The following is a 19,204-nucleotide window of genomic DNA, read 5'->3' on the forward strand; positions in this document are numbered from 1 at the left end:
TTTTTTTAATGGCTTTATTAGGCAGCTAATCACCTGAAAAATAGCTCGCAAACCTATTGAGTAATTGTTGTTTGTCAAAGGCTACAAAGAAATCCAAGAAAGCATTTCCCTCTTCATCATCGCTCAAATACACGACATAGGTAAAGTCCTTACCCGAAGCAATATCATATTGATATCCCCAATCCTCATCCACTTTGTGGACAAACTTCAACCCATAATTCCGCTCTATCCAGCTCTTTATAGCTGAGGCTACTTCTTGTTGCTTACCTTCGGCCTTACCAGTGAGATCGAACTCATAGGCAATCATAGCGATACGTTCATTATAGTTGTATTGTTGTGCCCCTTGTCCAAAATAAGAATAGCTTCGGTAGCTGATTCTATTGTTAAAGTGGAAAAGCGTTCTATTGATAGAAACATCCTCGGTGATTTGCTGTGGCTTTGCGAAAATCACGGTGGAGTTGGCCAAATAGTTCTGGTTATCCGCTCCACTTTCATAGTTGGTTTCTGTACCATCCCCTACAACGGTCAGCTCCTTGCCATACAAGCGGCTCTTGGCAATATCGTTCAGGGTGCTATTTCTGTGAAATCCGTCGAAGGTTTTCCCTTTTGCCTTTTCGAAGAACTTAGCTATGGCATTATTAGGGTTGAAGGTCTCACTCTCTATCCAGAAAAAAGGCTCCGGCTCTATAATATGCTCTATTTTATCAAACTGCGGTTGGGCTAAGTATTTTCCTTCCTTATCAATGATTCCCCACTTGCTGCCCTTACGTACAAAGGCCACCCCATCGTAGAAGGAAGAGGCCGCTTCATATTGGGGATTGATCACTATTTTTCCTTCTGAATCTATATAAGCATATTGCTTACCCATCTTCACCAAAGCTAAGCCATTGCGAAAGTTGGCCACCGAGTCGAACTGTGGGTTAATGGCTATCTTTCCCTCTAAGTCGATATAGCCATAGGTCTTACCCAGGCGTACGGCTGCCTTTTCTTCAGCAAACTTCTCCGCTTTATCGAATTGGGCAGTGATGACCTCCCTTCCTTGGGTATCTATATATCCTGCTTGTTTTCCTCGATAGAAGGTTGCTTTTCCATTCTTGAAATCTCGAATCTCATCATACTGGGGATTGACCACGATCTTTCCTGTTTTATCAATAAAGCCCCATTTTTCATTGATTCTGATGGCGGAAAAGCCTTCGGAGAAGGCACGAGCCTTTTCGAATTGCGGAGGGATTACTACCTTTCCTGCTTTGTCTATATAGCCCCTTCGGATATTCCACTGCTCATCCAATTGACCAAAGACCGCCAAGCCTTCTGAAAAAGGACATACAAAACGCGCATAATCCATCACAAACTTCACCCGTCCCGTCTTATCAATACAAGTGGGCGACCCTCCCTTGGAAACCACAAAGGTCAAGCCTTCAGAAAAAGGAAGTCCCTTAAGATATTGAGGCGTAATTTCATAAGTGCCTTTGGCATTGATAAAACCTACCTTCCCTTGCAAATCCCTAACTAAGGCCAAGCCATCTCTAAAGAAATCTGCTTGAGAGAACTGTGGATTGATCACATTGATTCCTTGCTTATCCACATAGCCCCATTGTTCTGCTCTTTTGACCGGAATCAGCTCCATTTTCAGGGGATCCGCCTTATCCGAACAAGCGCTTCCCATCATTAATAAGGCCACCAGCCCGAGGGTACTTAATAGTTTCTTCATCTTAAATAGGTTTGAGTTTTTACATTAATAACAATCAGAGAATAATTGTTGGTTTGCTTTGTAATAGTCTACAGAGAAAGGTGTTAGCTGGCTAAGGAAAGTGGAAACATCTTTATACATATCCAAAGATCCACAAATCATCACCACCCCATCGGAAGTAAGTACTTCTGTAAGTAGTGCTGTATCCTTCTTGAGCAAATCGGTTACATAGCCTGCTCCTGTCTCTCTTGAGTAGATCAGAGAAAACTGCTTTATTTTTCCTTTTTGTTGTTGTTCCTGGAAGAAACGACGATAGCTCTCTGCTGTAGCATCATTATAGCGCAAGCCCAAATATACATACACCTCTGCATGTCTGTTCTGGTTAGCCATTCCTAAGAATGGTGCCACACCTGTCCCGTTGGCAATGAGTACCACCTTCTTAGCCTTTTTAGGGAAGTGGAAGGATGGATTAGGAACAATTCTTGCCTGGAAGTGCGCCCCTTGCTTGAGCTGATAGAGGTAGCCAGAGCCTAATCCTTGCTCATGCCGCTTGACGGTCAATTGTAGCTTTCCTCCTACCTTCCCTATAGAATAGAGGCGTTCCTGCTTTCCATCGGGATAGATGGCCAAAAGGTCTCCAGAGGTAAAGGGTTTCTTGGCCTGTAATACCAAAGAGAAGGTCTCCCCAACGGCTGTTTCCTTGGCCGCTTCTATGACCTTTACTTTTGTTAAGGAGGTGCGTTTTCCCTCATAGTGGGAAGGAGTCGTTTCCAAGGCAAGTTCACTCTGCCCGTTCCATGCCGCCACCCATTCGAGAAACTCATCTACCGACTGGTCATTGACTGTATGGAGCGGCAAGAGTGGTTTTGCCCAAGATTGACCTTTGAGTGCTTGCTCAATAGCGATGGCAAAGGCACAGTAATCAGGATATAGCTTGGAGCCAAAGCCTACCACCGTATAGGACATATTCGCTTGGGGAGTCGTATCCAACAAAGAGAAGAATCGATCCGCATTGCTGGGCGGATTACCTACCCCATAGGTAGAGGTAAAAACCAGCAGATGACTTCCCTTAGGATAGTGCTGGTAGCTATTGAGCGGCGCCAAATAAGCCTTCTTGCCCAAGGCTTGTAGCTGTGCAAAGACTTTTTGTGCTATCTGAAGGGTATTTCCTCCTTCCGAACCATAGAGTAGGATATATGCTGCCTCGGCAGGGCTGCAAGTATTGCGTACCTTTACCGACTTGCGAGAGAAGGTAATGGCAAAGCCCGTATAGATAAAGAAGAGCATCCCCACACAGGCAAGCACCAAGACCGCAGCCCACCAAGCACTGGTACGCCCGGTATGTAAGTCCTTGAAGAAGCGCGCCACTACCTGGTTCTTAGGATAAACAATCTCACTCAATATATTTCCGGTAAACTGGCTTACCATCCATTCCCTATCCTTGAGCTTGACCAAATAGGTGTCTTCAGGGATGGTGGTATCGAAAGGAAATTCTACACTCACTACCCTGTCCAAGGTCACTTGGTTGAATGAGGCTATCTGATTTACCTCTATAGGGTCTGCTCCATAGTAGGAATCCTCAACGGAGTAATCTACCTGGTGTTTTTCCTCCGCTTTGGCACCCCAAAAGCGGTTGTATACCAAATAGGCTCCCGTAATTCCCAAAATAAGCAAGGGAATAAGCAACCATTTTCCAAAAACCGTATGGTAATAGCGAGAAAAACCATCTTTAATAGTCTTTTTAAAGAAGTTTTTCGCCCCATTTTGTTTCTTAAAGATAAGTATAAGCCCTGAAATAGCACTCAGAACTAAGAAAAGGGCAATAATTCCCATAGTGATACGCCCTACATTCTTCAGTTCTAAGGAGCGGTGTAGGGAAATCATAAATTTGACAAAGGCTGAACGCTCCTCTACCTTACCCAAGATCTTTCCGGTAAGTGGATCCACATGGGCATTGACTTCCTTCCCCTCTGAGTTTGTAGCCTTGATGATGGCAAAGCCTCGAGGGTCTATGGTAAGTGAAGTAATCTCCGGATAGGCCGCCTTTAGTCCGGTAATGGACTGTGCCAAGGTAATTTGGTCAAGATGGTCAGCCCTATAGGAGGGATACTGCCGGTCTATATTGTTCACACCTATGACAATCCCCGTCACCGAGGCTAAGGCAAAAAATAAGGAGGCGATAATCGCCAAGATTAAGTGAAGATAACGTATCATTTTAGTAATTAGTGATTAGTGGTTAGTGGTTAGTGGTTAGTGGTTAGTGAATAATATTTTTTCATTTTTCATTTATATCATTCCCCTTGCCTTGATTTCCAAGTATTTATTGATACTTTGAATTGTCAGCTGCTGGGGTGGGGTGAGTATACATTGGATCCCATGGCGGGTAAGTTCTTGGACAATAAGCCGTTTCTCGAAGGAGAATTTCTCGGCGATGACCTTATCATACACCTCTTGGATATGCTCGGAGGGCTTGTGTAGTAGTGCTTCCAATTCTGTATTTTGAAAGAAAATCACCACTAAGAGGTGTTTTCTTGCGATCGCCTTGAGAAAAGGCAACTGCCTGTATAGGCTATTGGGGGTCTCAAAATTTGTATAGAGCATCAGCAAACTGCGTTGCTTGATTGTACTGTTAATATCCGAATAGAGGCGACTGAAATCCGTTTCCTTAAAATCTGTCTCTATCCGATAGAGGGTTTCCATAATCCGCTCCATTTGGTTTGTTTTGCGATCGGCCACTACCCTATCTTCTACCTTTCGAGAGAAGGTAAAGATCCCAGCCTTGTCCTGCTTCTTGAGGATGATATTGGTCAGTGCCAAGGAAGTATTGATCGCATAGTCCAGCAAGGAAAGCCCCTCGAAGGGCATATACATACTACGCCCCTTATCAATAAGTGTATATACATGCTGTGCTTTTTCATCCTGATACTGATTGACCATCAGTTGTCCCCGTTTGGAAGAGGCTTTCCAGTTAATCGTACGCATATCATCACCCTGTACATAATCGCGTATATGCTCGAACTCCATGGTATGGCCTATCTTGCGTATCTTCTTGATGCCATAGTCGAAGAGGCGTTGGGAGAAGGCAATCAACTCAAACTTCCTCATCTGGATAAACGAAGGATAGGTGGCCACCATCGCTTGTTCGCAAGAAATATAACGCTTCATCAAAAGGCGCAAAGGACTGTATACGAAGGCATTGAGCTTCCCGAAGCTATACTCCCCACGTTCGGTAGGGCGCAGGGTATATCTTAATGCCTTTTCTTCTGTTTGCTTGAAATAAAGGGTATATTCGAAATTGCGCTTTTGGAACTGAAAGGGAATCTCATCAATCAATTGTATATATATAGGAAAGGAATAGAAACTCTTGATCTGTACCTCTATAGGGTTTTCATCGCTATTGGAGAGCCTTGAAGGCAATATCCTTTGTGCAGTAATCCCCTTTTTGAGGGTAAATAGAAATAAAAAATCCAGAAAACACAGCAAAGCAAATACATACAAAGCAGCTTCTGCCCAAGAGAAGAGACTTTCCCAAAAGAAGGAAAGTATAAAAAAGCCCATCAGGCACAGTAGGTAGATAAAGAAGTTTGTATGTAAATATATTTTTCTCATCGGGGTATGGCTACGCTTTCTATAATTTGTTGGATAATCTGTTCCATTTTAACGCCTTCCATTTCCTTTTCAGGAGCAAGAATCACTCGGTGGCCTAATACTGGGTAAGCAGCCTGCTTGATATCCTCTGGGGTAACAAAGTCTCTTCCGGCCAAGGCTGCAAAACCTTTGGCCGCATTGAGCATCGCCAAGGAGGCACGTGGAGAAGCCCCTAAGTAGAGGAAGCTATTCTCACGGGTATTTTGGGTAATCTTAGCGATATATGTTATCAATTGTGGCTCTACCAATATCTGCTTGACCAAGGCCTGATAGGCCACCAAGCGCTCGGCAGAAAGTACCTTGGTTACCGAAGCGGTTTTGTCCTGTGCTTTGGCTTCATGTTCACGGGTAATAATCTGGATTTCATCCTCCAGAGTCGGATAGTCAATCACAATCTTAAAGAGAAAGCGGTCGAGCTGTGCTTCTGGCAAGCGATAAGTACCTTCCTGTTCCACAGGGTTTTGGGTCGCTATCACAAGGAAAGGGGGCTGCATGGTAAAGCGCAAACCATCGATGGTGATTTGTCGCTCTTCCATTACCTCGAAGAGGGCTGCTTGGGTCTTGGCTGGAGCACGGTTGATCTCATCGATAAGTACTAAGTTGGAGAAAATAGGCCCTTTCTTGAACTCAAACTCCGATTTTTTAAGATCGAATATGGAAGTACCCAGCACATCCGAGGGCATCAGGTCAGGGGTAAATTGTATACGGCTGAAGCCTATATCCAAGGCCTTGGAAAGGAGCTTTACCGTAATGGTCTTGGCGATCCCTGGTACTCCTTCCAAAAGGACATGTCCGTTGCTCAGAAGGGCTACCAGCAGGTAGTCGATCATCTGTTGTTGTCCTACGATCACCTTCTGTAGCTCAGTACGTACCTGATTCAATTGTTGTTGCAACTGCCCCAAGTCCAGGCGAGAGGCAAATTCTAATTTATGATTTTCATCCATAAGGTATATTCTTTAATGTATGTTCCAAAATTCGTCTATCCACTTGTCCAATTGGATAAGGGTTTCCTCCTTTGCTTGTTGGTGCTGCTCGAATTGCATTATTGCCGCTACGATAGTGCCAACCAGCTGCCTATCCCTACCCGATTTGTTGGCAAGCCTTTGGGCAAACACCTCATCTATCTGTTGGGTATCCAAGTAATAGCGTTGGCGTACCTGATCGAGGAAGTAAGCAATCTTCTTGCGTACCATATCGGTAGCATCCCGCTCCTGATAGTAGAGCGAACTGATACTTTGGGCAAACTCTATAGTGGTGTTCTTAGGCTTTTCTATCACAGGAATAATACGCTGCTGTCGCTTCCCTTTGAAAATCAGGAAGAGCAGAAAGCCCAAGAGCAACAGCCGCCAAGTTATCCGTAAGGATGGTTCTTGGTTGATAAAGTCCAAGGTATTGTTGGCCGTGAAACGGTCGCTCCCATAGGTATCGGCGAACCATACTGTTTTCCTATCCCGAGGCAGGTAAGAGAGTATCATAGCGGCATACCTCCCTAAATGGAAATTACTCTTAAGGTAATAATTGGTAAAAGCCACCGGTGCCCCTGCATAGATATAGAGTTTCCCCTTACCATAGGGTACTTCTATAAAGTTGATCTCCTTCTTTTTTATCGCTTCTTCTTTGAAATAGACATAGCCCAAGGCCTTATCACGCGCCTTGTCCAAGGAGGTAAAGAAAGCCGTCTCCAAGTAGTCATAAGCTCCATCCTTCTCTACAGGAACCATCTTATTATAGGAGGAAGTGGCCAATTGTAGTTTCATTTCCTCTATATAATATCGGGAATCCATCTCTATCTTAAGGGTATCGTTCAGCGAATAGTAGTGGGTTAGGAATAGGGCTTGGCTACCGGCTTGTATATCTGAAAAGAGCGCCTTGAGGGAAATAGGATCCAATGCTCCTAAGGTAAAAATATAGTTGTTCTGTCCCTTTTTGCCATGGCGCCTGAAGTATTCGTAAGGGGTATAGGAGACCTGCTCTACCTCCTTACTGAAGAAATGCTTCATCTCTTCCCCTAAGATATAAAGTCCATAAGGTTGCTTGCTATCTGCCTGGTAGTTTCTCGACCAATCCACCCCATCCCCATTGGAGGAAAAGACCGTTAGCATCATCAAAAGCACCACTAAGCCCAATAGCAGTAAGTAATTTCGTATTGCTTTTCCCATTTACTTCGTTTTTTGAGCATTGATATACCTTTGATAATCCGCCTTAGCCTCTTGGTATTGCGAATCGGTGATAGCAAACTCGCCATACCATATATAGTTATATATCTTAGAGAGGTAGACGAAAGACTCCCTACGTGCAGGATCCTTGAGCTCTCGCACATAGTCCGCATTGGTCTTACGGAGCTCCCATACAATCTGTCCCCGATCGGAAAGAACCTTCAAAAGCCAAAGATAATACAGACGGATACTCTGTCGGGTATCATTCTGTGCCTCCGCTTTTTGGATTAAGGAAGGAAAATCCACCTGATGGAGATGCTTCTCTACCGCTTCCATAGAGATTTCGGTCAGCTTCTCCTTTGTTCTTGCCAGTAGCCAACCTCCTCGGCTATTCATAGCCCAGCGTACCACAAGAAAGATAACCACCAAAAGAAGAAATGCCCCGGCTAGCTGTAGGTAATACTTCACCCCTCTATCATCCAAATGCTCTCCATAGAGGAACTTGATTATTTTCTCCAACAAACGATTGAAAGCCTTCCAGAAACCTTCCCAAAAGGCATCGCGCTTTCCGCTAACCTCCTTATAATCAAAATCTTCTGTATCGTATCTATTTTCTATATTCGAAAAATAGCGCACTTCCTTAACAGGCGCTTCTTGGGCAGGTATTTGATAGGCGAGGCTATCCGAAGACCTATAGCTATAGTTTGGCAACTGCCCATAGAGCGGTACTCCTATACTTAGAAAGCATAAGAGTAAGGTGTATAGTGCTATTTTCCGCTTATTCTTCCACATGTTTTCCTATAAGATCAATATCATCGGTATGTTCTCCCTCTTTTTCACCTAAGTGAATGAGTATTTGTAAAAATATCTGAAAATTGGAAACTATAAAAACAACTGTAGCTCCTATAAGTACTAATGTGAAAATCAATAAAGAGAGTCCTATAAGCGAGTCTATACCGATAAGGAGCATAATAGTAAAATAAAGAACCAAAGGCACGACAATCCCCGCAGCACTAAAGGCAGTTATGATCAAATTCATCACAAAGGTAGCCCCCAGCTTATCCCAAAACCTTTCCTTTAGCTCCTGGATGACCTTTCCTAAAGCAGGGAAATAATCCAACCCATCTTTTACATAGACCAACATAAACTGTTGCATAAATAGTATCATGAGAATACCTACAAAATAAGAGGCTATTTGCATCAAGATTATCTGATGTCCAAAAATACGTACCAACACTAATATCAGAATAAAATAGGGAATAAGAATAATAAAAAAAGAAATAATCCCAAACAAAATAGCACGAGGGAGCATCTTTCTAATCACTACAAAAAGTTCCTTAGCCTTGATAGACGATCTGTCGGCATTCTTCTCTAACAATTGCGTATATGCTATAGGAAAACAGATAATAAACAATACTAAAAAGGCCGATAAAACCCCAAGCACTGCCAATATCAACAATAAAAGAGGCCAATTGCTGGAATAAACGCCATAAAAAATAAACATAAAAGCAGCTATAACCCCTATCAATATGAATAGAGCTCCATTGATCAGCAAGTAATTAGAGAAGAAATCCTTAGCATACTTCCTAAAAAAAACGAAAGTATCGCTGATCAACATGCCAAAATTTCTTTTTTTGTAAAAAACAAAATCATTCATGAGCTAATTTATTTGATTCAAAATGTTTTACGAAAGGATAAATAAGAAAATAATACGAAATGAGGGACAAACTCCCCAATATAATAACCAAATTCAGCCACAGAGGCATCTGATAGTAATAACGGGTAATAAAGCTCTCGATAAAGCCTGCCATCACAAAGAAAGGTAAGGTTGCTAAAAAGAGCGAAAGCCCTTCTCTAAAGGCGACCTTGAAGGACAAGACCCTAGAATAGGTTTTGGGAAAAAGAATACCCCCTGTCAGCACAAAACCTGCTGCTATAGCAATCATAATACTGAAGATTTCCATAGCTCCATGGAGCCATATAGCCCTAAGACTAGCCGAGACCACCCCCATTTGATAACAAAAATACTGAAAAGCGCCCAAAAGCGCCCCATTCTGAAGAGCTAATATGAAGGTATACACCCCCGCTGTAACTCCTGAGATGAATGAGATAAAGGCCACCCTAATATTGTTAGTGGTGATGGATATGGCCATAGTCCAGTTCGTCCCATTCTTATATATGGCCATAGGATCTCCATTGGCTATATTCTCCAAAGTCTGATTGACATAAGTATCACTCATCATCCCTCTGACGTAGTGAGAATGATAATGAGCTGAAAGTCCCCCTATTAGCGCAAAGAAGAAAAATAAGATAAAACTAAAATAAATAAGCCGTCGATGCTTGTAAGCTACAGAGGGTACATAATCGGTGAAAAAAAATTTCAATCTATTTTTGTCAATACGCTTGGTTTTGTAAATTTTTTGGTATATTTGCGTGACCAAAAAGTTGAGATAGATAGTGGTATTACTCTTGGGGTAATAGGTTTGAGCAAAAGACAAGTCATCCAATAGCTGAACGTAATAGTCCGCCATCTGGTCTGGGGTTACTGCCTTATGTGCTCCAAGAGCGGCTTCCACCTCTAACCACTTGTCTTTGTTTTGCTTGATAAAGGCTACTTCTCTCATACAAGGTGCTAAATTAGAAAAAAAATGTCAAAGATACAAATAAAAACGACACAAAATATTTTATTAGCTTTTGAGCCAGCTTCCCTTGGGGATCGTATGGCTGCTTTTGCTATTGATTTTGTACTTATCTTAGGATATGGATTTGTTGCCAAACAACTGCTCGGGGATTTTACGTACCATATGAGCGGTGAAACGAAATTTGCTCTGTACACTTTGGTCATGGCACCAGGGTTTTTCTACCCCTTGATAGCTGAAACCCTTATGCAAGGACAGACCATTGGTAAGCGCTTTCTAAAGATTCGAGTGCTGAAAATCGATGGTTATCAAGCCAGCTTTTCCGATTTTCTAATGCGTTGGCTCTTTGGCCTATTAGAGTTAGAGCTTTTTCTCGGCTCCATAGCCTTTACCAGTGTCATCGCCACCAAGTACTCCCAGCGCTTGGGCGACTTGGTCGCCGGAACAGCTGTCATTACCGAGCGCAACAAGCTCAATATCTCCCATACCATCTTGGAGGAACTTTCCCTTTCCTATCAGCCACTGTTCTCCCAAGCCGAAGTGCTGCTCTTCTCGGATCAAGATGCACAGACAATCAAAAACTATCTTGCCCAAGCCCTAAAGACCAGAAATGAGAAGACACTCATCCGCTTGGCGGACAAGATTACCGAAGTATCCCAGCGCGCCCATACCTCCTATCCCACTGTTGATTTCATCCAGCAATTCCTCAAGGATTACAGCTTCTATACGATGAAATAGTTTTGAGTCGTGCAAAAGCCATTTGCTTAACCGTTGCTTAACCAGAAAGCCCTTTTTGGCAGGAAATTTAAGGCTTTATTTATTTAAATATTTGAAAATCAAATATTTGTGAAAAATAATTTGCTTAACCGTTGCTTAACCATGAGGAATAATAACGTAGGAACCTACATTTCAAAATTTTAAAATGAACGAAAAAGATATAAAACAACTACATAACCTATTACTTGAATTAACACATTTACCTCAAGAAAATGAATGGGTTGAATTTAAGACTAATAACAAGGATCCCCAAGTAATTGGCGAAAACATATCGGCTATGGCTAATAGTGCTATTATAGCAGATAGAATAAGTGCTTATATCGTTTGGGGAGTAGAAGATGGTACACATCAGATTGTTGGCACCCATTTTCATCCTTCTTCCATTAGGCACAATCAGCAAGAATTAGAAAGTTGGCTGTTACAAAAGCTTGATCCCAAAATTGATTTCAAATTCTATGAGTTTGATTATCAGGAAAAATCCATGGTGATTTTAGAGATACGCCCCATTAAAATCAAACCTGTAAAATTTGATGGGACTGAATATATTCGAATAGGTTCCTATACCAAAAAACTGCAAGTGTATCCTGAGAAAGAAAGAGAACTTTGGAGAAGTCTAGATCGTGTCCCTTTTGAAAAACAAATAGCTATGAAACAAGTAGAAGGTGAACGAGTATTGCAGTTATTAGACTTTAGTAAGTATTTTGAGCTGACCCATCAACCTTTTCCTCAAGATCAGGGAGGCATTTTACAAAAACTATCTGATGAACGACTCATTATTCAGAATGATAGTAGATGGGACATCACCAATCTAGGAGCTATTCTGTTTGCCAAGCGCTTATCAAACTTTGATTTTTTGGGTAGGAAGGGCATAAGGATTATTCGTTACGATGGGAATAACAAATTTACAACCTTAAAGGAGATAGAAAGTGTCGGAGGATATGCCGTAGACTTTGAGTTTATGATAAGTAGTATCAAGGCGTTGCTTCCTTCTTATGAGGAAATAGGACAAGTTTTTCGTAGAGAAAGGAATACTTATCCTGATATCGCACTACGAGAATTGGTGGCTAATGCTCTGATACATCAGGATTTCAATATAACAGGTACTTCTCCTATGGTAGAGATATTCTCCCACCGTATTGAAATTACCAATGCAGGTTCTCCCCTTGTAGAAGTGAGTCGTTTTATGGACAAACCCCCTCGTAGTCGAAATGAAATCTTAGCAAAACTGATGCGTAGGATAGATATTTGTGAGGAACGTGGTACAGGAATTGATAAAGTTATTTCACAAATAGAACAGAACCAGATGCCAGCTCCTTTATTTGAAGATTTAGGGGACTATACTAAGGTCACCTTGTTCACCTACAAAGAATTTAGCACTATAAGCAAAGAAGAACGCCTAAGAGCTTGTTATTGGCATTGTGTATTCAAATATACTATACATGAGCAAATGAATAATACTTCCTTACGAGAGCGTTTTGGTAATAGTGTTAGCACGCCTATGATCAGTAAGATTATAAAAGAAGCACAAGAGAGAAAGTTAATTAAAATATTTGATGAAGAAGTTGGCCTCAAAGCTATGAAATATATTCCCTCCTGGGCTTAATTTGCTTAACCGTTGCTTAACCAGAAAGCCCTTTTTGGCAGGAAATTTAAGGCTTTATTTATTTAAATATTTGAAAATCAAATATTTACAAAAAAATAATTTGCTTAACCGTTGCTTAACCACTTTTATTATTTCTTTTTTGTTTACGCAAATTCTCCACGAATTCACTTACTAATTTAAAAATATTCTAAATAATTTGTGGCTTTGGATTTTTATTTGTACTTTTGCGGCACGTTTATATCTAAATCATTTCGATATGAAGAAAACATTATTCCTTATGGCTACTGTAGCCCTTATGGTAGCTTCTTGTGGAGACAACAAAAAATCTGAAGAGTCCTCACAAACTGCTGAACAAGCTGCTGCTGAAGCTGCTGCTCCTGCCCAGAGCCAAGAGACAGAAGCCATCACTGTAAACTTAGAAGGTACTGACCAAATGACTTTCAATATTCAGGAAATCAAAGCCAAAGCTGGGCAGACTATCAATCTTACTCTAAAACACGTAGGCCAAATGGCCAAAAACCAAATGGGACACAACTTCGTCTTACTTAAAAAAGGAACCGATATTCCTGCCTTTGGTATGGCGGCTATGGAGGCTGGTCTCGAAAAAGAATATATCCCTAACGATGGAAAAGATGTTATCGTTCATACTAAGCTTCTTGGGGGTGGAGAATCTGATACAATCTCCTTCAAAGCTCCTTCCGAACCTGGTTCTTACGATTATATCTGCTCCTATCCTGGACACTTCTCCCTAATGAAAGGAGTGCTTATCGTAGAATAAACTGGTTCCAAAATTATTCTTTTCTGTAAAATAAGAGGCTACCCCAAAAGGATAGCCTTTTTTATTTTACCTCCACTGAGAAATTCAGCCTTGCCTCTATCCTTCCTTCCCAAGTAGTACCTGCCTCTATAGGATAAAGGTCGGCAGCCAAGGGGAGCGCTATGAGATCACCCGTACGAAGGGTCACATATTCAGATGCCTGATGTAGTGCCAAGGGTAGGGACTGTATAGCATTTCTCAAGGAAAATTCCTGCACCAGCACCTCGTTTTGAGTAAAGACAGCCTTGGCATCGTCCGCACTTAAATCCTTTATAGCCATAAAATTACCCACTATCATACTATCATCAAAGGCGGTAGCCAGCTCCCAAGGCTTTCCTTGCGCTTGTAGCTGTTGTTGTCTATCATAAGCCGTCAAGGCCAGTGCTAAGCCAACTTGTTCGTAGTACTTGAAGGCGAACTTCTCTACTATACACTTGCCCTGCTTGCTGATTTTTGCCAATAGCACCGCTTGCCCCCTTAGGTCAGTGGTAAAATCTGGAAGATAGAGCGGTAGCTCTCTATTATGTATAGCTGTATCTGGCTTTGTATAGAGAAGTGGAAGCGCTGCCTCCGCTGTAGCAGGTTGTATATATACTATTTTCACTAAAAAACTTTTTTAATCGTTATAAAATCCGTAATTTTGCCTTTTATTTAGCCTTATGCGTATTATTTCCGGAAGCCATCGCGGCAAACAGCTTATTGCTCCCAAGACCCTCCCTGTCCGCCCTACAACGGACTTTGCCAAGGAGTCGCTTTTTAATATTTTGAACAATTATTTTTTCTTCGATAGTATCAAAGTACTCGACCTTTTTGCCGGTACGGGCAATATCAGCTATGAGTTTGGCAGTCGAGCTTGTCTCGATATCACGGCGGTGGATAGCCATGCGGGCTGTGTACAATACATCCGTAAAACAGCCGAAGCCCTCGCCTACCCTATTGAGGTGGTCAAATCGGATGTCTTCACTTACTTGGAGCGCTGCCTAAGTCAGTACGATGTCATCTTCGCCGATCCCCCTTATGATATGGAGCCCGAGCGCTTAGAGCGCCTCATCGGGATGGTCTTCGAGCGCAACCTCCTTAGTGAGGAGGGACTGCTGATTGTCGAACACTCCTCCAAAGTCTATTTAGAAGAAGTCCCTCATTTCCAGGAAGAAAGACGATATGGAGGGACGACCTTTAGTCTCTTTAATAATGAATGACAAATGACTAATAATCAGCATGATATTAGTCACTTGTCACTTATCACTTGTCGTTAAACCAAGTATTTTATTCCAATGACCAGCCCTAAGTGCATTCCCTCATGGGTATTATTGAAATAAATGGCATCTTCCACACAGCCAAGAGGATAGTCTAGCCCTGTGAGGTAGTCGGTATAGGTGGTGAAAATACCCTTTTGGTAGTCTTCTTCCAACTGCTGTTGGGTAGAAAGGAGCCATCCCTTGAGGGTATCTACCTCAGCTTGAGTAGGAATATGTCCATCGGGTACAGTTCCTTTGCGGTAAGCAGCGATGAAGTCCTGCGGAACATACATAGGCAGTCCGCTGTTGTGATAGCAATAAAGCTGCTGAGTGACAATCGCATGGGAGATATTCCACAACAAATTATTGCGAAATCCCTGTGGAATTACAGCCAATTGTTCCAAGGTAAAACCTTCTAAATACTGTAGATAACGTTCTCGGATACATCTGTGAAGTACGAAAACGGATTTGTCTAATTTCATATTTTATAGATTAGAGATTAACTTTGTAATAACTGCTTGATAATAAGTGGAAAAGCACGATATTCCAATTCATGTACCTTCTCGGCCAAGTGCTCCGGAGTATCCCCAGTAGTAATGACGACTCGCTCTTGGTAGATGATGGCTCCCTCATCATAGTGCTCATTGATATAATGAATGGTGATACCACTCTCTTGCTCGCCAGCGGCTATAACGGCCTCATGTACGTGCATACCATACATCCCTTTGCCTCCGTACTTAGGCAATAAGGAGGGGTGGATATTGACGATTTTATTAGGAAAACGAGCGATTATATTCTCTGGACACTTCCACAGGAAGCCCGCCAGCACGATAAGATCAGGCTGCTCTCTCTCCAACAGTTCCAAGATATAAGAAGTCTCATAGAAATCCTTCCTATCAAAGAGCATACAAGGGACATCCAGGCGTTCGGCACGTTCGATCACCCCCGCTTTGGGGTTATTCGTCAGGATAAGCACTACCTCTGCCAGCTGATTTTCTCTGAAATAAGTAACGATACGTTCGGCATTGGAGCCATTGCCGGAAGCAAAGAGAATGAGTTTTTTCATCACACAAGAAATTTTTGCAAATTTACGCAATTTTTCCGAGGATAACCAAAAAAAACGACTTCTTTTTCTTATCTTTGTCCCCTGAAACAACTGATGAAAACAACTCATGAAAAAGGTCGTCTTTCCTGGCTCCTTTGACCCTATTACCTTAGGACATTATGATATTATCTGTAGGGCAACGGAGCTCTTTGACGAAATTATAGTGGCCGTTGGCGAGAATGCTGACAAGCGTTATATGTTCTCCGTGGAGCAGCGTATGGACTTCATTGCCAAGTGTTTTGCCGATTACAAGCGAGTCAAGATCGTTAGCTACCAAGGCCTTACAGTGGATTTCTGTAAAAGACTACAGATTCCCTTTATCCTTCGAGGGCTTCGCAACCCGGCCGATTTCGAGTTCGAACGTGCGATTGCTCATACCAATAGAGACCTGGCCGGAGTGGAAACGGTTTTCCTACTTACAGCCGTGAAGACCTCTCATATCTCTTCCTCCATAGTGCGCGATGTGATCCGAAACCGAGGCGACTATACCCGCTTGGTTCCCGAACGTGTACGTATTGAAAACATTGAAGATTACTATATACACCCATGACCTATACAGAAAGCATTGATTGGCTCTGGGCACATCTGCCTATGTACCAAGAAAAAGGACGATCCGCCTTCCGAGGAAAGCTGGACAACATCCTCCTTTTGTGCGACCATTTGTGCAATCCTCAAGAACAATTTCCTACAATCCATGTAGCAGGTACCAATGGCAAAGGTTCCTCTTCCCATGCCTTGGCCTCTATCCTACAGGAGGCTGGCTACAAGGTAGGCCTCTATACCTCCCCCCATCTGAAGGATTTCCGCGAGCGTATCAAAATCAATGGGAAGAGAATTTCCAAAGAAGCCGTAACCGATTTTGTCTCTTGGCATAAGGATTTTCTGGAAGGAGAAGAATTTTCTTTCTTTGAGGTGACTGTAGGAATGGCTTTTGACTATTTTGCCCTGCAAAAAGTAGATATAGCAGTCATAGAAGTAGGACTGGGCGGACGATTGGACTCGACTAACATCATCACTCCCTTGGTCTCTCTCATCACCAATATAGGGAAGGATCACACCGATATTTTAGGAGACACCTTGGAGGAAATTGCCTACGAGAAGGCAGGTATTATCAAAAGAGGTATACCGGTAGTAATCAGTGAGTTTCACCCCCTTACGGCTCCTATCTTTAAGCAAGTAGCCTTAGAAAAAGAATCCGATATCTACCTGGCCGATTCCTTAGAAGTGCCCTATTCTATGGACTTAAAAGGAAGCTACCAAGCTAAGAATATCAAAGGGATTGTACAGACTATCAGAGTATTACAAGAGAAAGGGGTACGTATCCCTGAGGAGGCTATCGAGCGAGGGCTCTCTCATATTGTAGCCAATACACACCTTATGGGACGCTGGCAACAACTGGGAGAACGCCCGAAAATCATCTGTGATACAGCACATAATGCCCATGGCTTTGCAGAAATTTTTTCTCAATTGGCTACAGAACGCTATGCTACCCTACACATGGTACTGGGGTTTGTCAAAGAAAAAGACCTCGAAGCTATACTACCTATGTTCCCCAAAGAAGCCCATTACTACTTCTGTACCCCTAAGATAGACCGAGGCCTTAGCGCTACTACCCTACAAGAAAAAGCCGCTCAATATGGCCTACATGGCGAGGCTTTCCCTTCGGTAGGGAGTGCTTTAGAAAGGGCAAAACAGGAGGCCGGTGAGGATGACTTCATCTACATCGGGGGGAGTACCTTCGTCGTTGCGGAGGTCGTATAAGATATTGAGAGTACTTAGATCTTTTTGGTGGTGATAATCTTGACCGGACAAGCCTTTTGAGCATTTTCACAAGCCTCTAATATACTGTCGTCGTACGACTTGAGAGTGAAAAAGCCCTTCTTCTCTGTGGAGCGCAATAGGACACTCTTACCATCCTTCTTGCTCATCTGAAACTGCTCGGGAGCCATCTCCACGCAGTAATTGCAACCTATGCACTTATCTCGTTGTAAAGTTACTATGACCACAAATATAATGATTAATGGTTAATGGTTAATGATTAATGGTTAATTATTAACAACTAATAATGAGCACTGATAACTAATAACTAACCACTAAAAAATGACACTTGATTATGATTGAAATAGATGATACCCTAATCTCAGAGGAGATTTTAGAGAATGATTTTGTCTGCAACCTTGATGCCTGCAAGGGCGCTTGCTGTGTGGAAGGGGATGCAGGTGCCCCTGTAGAGGATGAGGAGGTAGAAATCCTCGAACGCATCTACCATAAGGTGGCTCCTTACCTCAGTGAACAAGGTCGCCAAGCCATTGAGAATCAAGGCACTGCCATCCGTGGCAGCGATGGTGAGTGGGAAACTCCCCTTATCAATGGGGGCGAATGTGCCTATGTGGTCAGGGACGAAAAAGGAATCGTGCTCTGTGGTATAGAACAAGCCTATCGCGAAGGCAAAATAGACTGGAAAAAACCTATTTCCTGTCACCTCTACCCTATCCGTCTTAAGCAGTATACCTCCTTTATTGCCGTTAATTACGATCGCTGGAGTATCTGTAAGGATGCTTGTATACTAGGGCGCAAGCTACAAGTACCCATCTATAAGTTCGTCCGCGAAGCCCTTATCCGTAAGTTCGGCGAGCAGTGGTACCAACAGCTGGAAGCAGCCGAAAAAATGATAAAAGAACAGTGAGAGTGTCAATCTTTAAGTAGTACTTTTCGCAATTCACTATTCGTTCTCCCTTTAACTAAAATTTGGATTCCACTGCTGGGGGTATTTAGGGTTTTTATCCCTGTAATACTCCCTTATTTCACTCATGATACTCTCTTGAGAGCGGGTCTGTAATTCCTCAAGGGAAATGGTTTTCCCTATATAGATAATCTTCTTTTTGAAATCTCCGGCACCCAATACTACCGGTACCTTGGCCGAAAAGGCTATGTGATAGAAGCCCATACGCCATTTATTGACCTTAGAACGTGTGCCCTCTGGGGTGACTACTAAGCTAAAATTCTCCTTTTTATATAAGTCCGTAACGAACTCCACTATATGGTTGCGCTGGGAGCGGTCTATCCCCAAGCCTCCTAAGGCTCGCACCAAGGCTCCATACCAAGCTTTGGTATGGCTGTCCTTAATAATGAGCTTGATAGGCTTCTCAAACTTCCAATAAGCCAAAATACCTAACACAAACTCCCAATTGGAGGTGTGGGGTGCCACTACCAATACGCAGCGGTCAAGGGTACTCATCTCCCCTTGTAGTTCTATCTTCCAGCCAGCCAACCATAAGGCCAAACTACCTATCCATTTCTTTATCTTCATTACTAAACTTTTGAGGGACAAAGATACGAAATAATGACTAATGACCAATACCTAATACCCAATTAATTTACAAAATCGCTCATCTTTGCATAGAAAAAGAGAGACTTCCAGTGTTGGAAGTCTCTCTTAGGTTATATCCCTTTTAGTAGTCAGTGATTCGTCTCTTGTAACTAGTCATTAGTCACTTGTCACTATTCCTATCTATAAAGGGTAAAGTGTCC

At 42.5% G+C, this 19,204-nt stretch carries 20 protein-coding genes; 7 read left to right on the forward strand and 13 right to left on the reverse strand.

Going from position 1 to position 19,204, the window contains the following annotated elements:
* Positions 1-25 precede the first annotated feature (25 nt).
* The 8 genes from HMPREF1551_RS13115 to HMPREF1551_RS04110 all read right to left on the reverse strand — a co-directional run bounded on the left by HMPREF1551_RS13115 (position 26) and on the right by HMPREF1551_RS04110 (position 10,118).
* Entirely contained in the window at positions 26-1,711 is a 1,686-nt protein-coding gene (locus HMPREF1551_RS13115; protein WP_021627776.1) for a WG repeat-containing protein, read from the reverse strand.
* A gap of 24 nt (positions 1,712-1,735) precedes the next feature.
* A complete protein-coding gene (locus HMPREF1551_RS04080) occupies positions 1,736-3,904 on the reverse strand; it encodes a PepSY domain-containing protein (protein ID WP_021627777.1) in 2,169 nt (722 codons plus the stop codon).
* A 72-nt stretch (positions 3,905-3,976) separates the two neighbouring features.
* Positions 3,977-5,299, reverse strand: a complete 1,323-nt coding sequence (locus HMPREF1551_RS04085; protein ID WP_021627778.1) for a DUF58 domain-containing protein — start codon at positions 5,297-5,299, stop codon at positions 3,977-3,979.
* On the reverse strand, positions 5,296-6,282 hold the full coding sequence (locus tag HMPREF1551_RS04090) for an AAA family ATPase (RefSeq protein WP_021627779.1): 987 nt from the start codon (positions 6,280-6,282) through the stop codon (positions 5,296-5,298). Before HMPREF1551_RS04090 ends, HMPREF1551_RS04085 begins: the two co-directional genes overlap by 4 nt.
* A 12-nt stretch (positions 6,283-6,294) precedes the next feature.
* On the reverse strand, positions 6,295-7,497 hold the full coding sequence (locus tag HMPREF1551_RS04095; protein WP_021627780.1) for a hypothetical protein: 1,203 nt from the start codon (positions 7,495-7,497) through the stop codon (positions 6,295-6,297).
* Positions 7,498-8,286, reverse strand: a complete 789-nt coding sequence (locus HMPREF1551_RS04100) for a DUF4129 domain-containing protein (protein WP_021627781.1) — start codon at positions 8,284-8,286, stop codon at positions 7,498-7,500. It abuts the gene before it with no gap.
* Positions 8,273-8,872 carry a hypothetical protein gene (locus HMPREF1551_RS04105; RefSeq protein WP_231374954.1) on the reverse strand — a complete coding sequence of 200 codons (600 nt, stop codon included), beginning with the start codon at positions 8,870-8,872 and terminating at the stop codon, positions 8,273-8,275. The genes HMPREF1551_RS04100 and HMPREF1551_RS04105 overlap by 14 nt, the downstream gene beginning before the upstream one ends.
* A 271-nt stretch (positions 8,873-9,143) precedes the next feature.
* Complete coding sequence (locus tag HMPREF1551_RS04110) at positions 9,144-10,118, reverse strand: stage II sporulation protein M (protein ID WP_021627783.1); 975 nt, start codon at positions 10,116-10,118, stop codon at positions 9,144-9,146.
* A 24-nt stretch (positions 10,119-10,142) separates the two neighbouring features.
* On the opposite strand from HMPREF1551_RS04110, the gene HMPREF1551_RS04115 reads away from it, so the two are divergent.
* The 3 genes from HMPREF1551_RS04115 (at position 10,143) to azu (ending at position 13,291) form a co-directional block, all read left to right on the forward strand.
* Positions 10,143-10,871, forward strand: a complete 729-nt coding sequence (locus HMPREF1551_RS04115) for an RDD family protein (RefSeq protein WP_021627784.1) — start codon at positions 10,143-10,145, stop codon at positions 10,869-10,871.
* Between the two features lie 184 nt (positions 10,872-11,055).
* A complete protein-coding gene (locus HMPREF1551_RS04120; RefSeq protein WP_021627785.1) occupies positions 11,056-12,513 on the forward strand; it encodes an ATP-binding protein in 1,458 nt (485 codons plus the stop codon).
* Positions 12,514-12,769: 256 nt separating this feature from the next.
* Positions 12,770-13,291, forward strand: a complete 522-nt coding sequence (gene azu / locus HMPREF1551_RS04125) for an azurin (protein WP_021627787.1) — start codon at positions 12,770-12,772, stop codon at positions 13,289-13,291.
* A 61-nt stretch (positions 13,292-13,352) separates the two neighbouring features.
* Here the strand turns inward: azu and HMPREF1551_RS04130 are convergent, their stop codons facing one another.
* Positions 13,353-13,934: a fumarylacetoacetate hydrolase family protein gene (locus HMPREF1551_RS04130; protein ID WP_021627788.1), complete on the reverse strand. Its 582-nt coding sequence runs from the start codon at positions 13,932-13,934 to the stop codon at positions 13,353-13,355.
* Between the two features lie 55 nt (positions 13,935-13,989).
* On the opposite strand from HMPREF1551_RS04130, the gene HMPREF1551_RS04135 reads away from it, so the two are divergent.
* On the forward strand, positions 13,990-14,529 hold the full coding sequence (locus tag HMPREF1551_RS04135; protein WP_021627789.1) for an RsmD family RNA methyltransferase: 540 nt from the start codon (positions 13,990-13,992) through the stop codon (positions 14,527-14,529).
* A gap of 53 nt (positions 14,530-14,582) precedes the next feature.
* Here HMPREF1551_RS04135 and HMPREF1551_RS04140 read toward each other — a convergent pair whose 3' ends face one another.
* Together HMPREF1551_RS04140 and purN are read right to left on the reverse strand one after the other, a co-directional pair.
* Complete coding sequence (locus HMPREF1551_RS04140; protein WP_021627790.1) at positions 14,583-15,050, reverse strand: DinB family protein; 468 nt, start codon at positions 15,048-15,050, stop codon at positions 14,583-14,585.
* 17 nt (positions 15,051-15,067) lie between these two features.
* Entirely contained in the window at positions 15,068-15,634 is a 567-nt protein-coding gene (gene purN / locus HMPREF1551_RS04145; RefSeq protein ID WP_034544280.1) for a phosphoribosylglycinamide formyltransferase, read from the reverse strand.
* A gap of 106 nt (positions 15,635-15,740) precedes the next feature.
* On the opposite strand from purN, the gene coaD reads away from it, so the two are divergent.
* Both coaD and HMPREF1551_RS04155 read left to right on the forward strand, forming a co-directional pair.
* Positions 15,741-16,223 carry a pantetheine-phosphate adenylyltransferase gene (gene coaD / locus HMPREF1551_RS04150; RefSeq protein WP_021627792.1) on the forward strand — a complete coding sequence of 161 codons (483 nt, stop codon included), beginning with the start codon at positions 15,741-15,743 and terminating at the stop codon, positions 16,221-16,223.
* Positions 16,220-17,434 carry a bifunctional folylpolyglutamate synthase/dihydrofolate synthase gene (locus tag HMPREF1551_RS04155; protein WP_021627793.1) on the forward strand — a complete coding sequence of 405 codons (1,215 nt, stop codon included), beginning with the start codon at positions 16,220-16,222 and terminating at the stop codon, positions 17,432-17,434. Before coaD ends, HMPREF1551_RS04155 begins: the two co-directional genes overlap by 4 nt.
* Before the next feature lie 14 nt (positions 17,435-17,448).
* On the opposite strand, the gene HMPREF1551_RS04160 is transcribed toward HMPREF1551_RS04155, so the two are convergent.
* Entirely contained in the window at positions 17,449-17,679 is a 231-nt protein-coding gene (locus HMPREF1551_RS04160) for a ferredoxin (protein WP_034544282.1), read from the reverse strand.
* 107 nt (positions 17,680-17,786) lie between these two features.
* Here HMPREF1551_RS04160 and HMPREF1551_RS04165 point away from each other — a divergent pair, with 107 nt between their 5' ends.
* The gene (locus tag HMPREF1551_RS04165; protein ID WP_021627795.1) at positions 17,787-18,359 is read left to right on the forward strand and encodes a DUF3109 family protein; all 573 of its coding nucleotides are present in this window, start codon (positions 17,787-17,789) and stop codon (positions 18,357-18,359) included.
* 51 nt (positions 18,360-18,410) lie between these two features.
* Here HMPREF1551_RS04165 and HMPREF1551_RS04170 read toward each other — a convergent pair whose 3' ends face one another.
* The gene (locus HMPREF1551_RS04170; protein WP_196800709.1) at positions 18,411-18,977 is read right to left on the reverse strand and encodes a 1-acyl-sn-glycerol-3-phosphate acyltransferase; all 567 of its coding nucleotides are present in this window, start codon (positions 18,975-18,977) and stop codon (positions 18,411-18,413) included.
* Positions 18,978-19,204 lie beyond the last annotated feature (227 nt).

Origin of the sequence: Capnocytophaga sp. oral taxon 863 str. F0517 (assembly GCF_000466425.1) — a bacterium.
GTDB lineage: Bacteria > Bacteroidota > Bacteroidia > Flavobacteriales > Flavobacteriaceae > Capnocytophaga.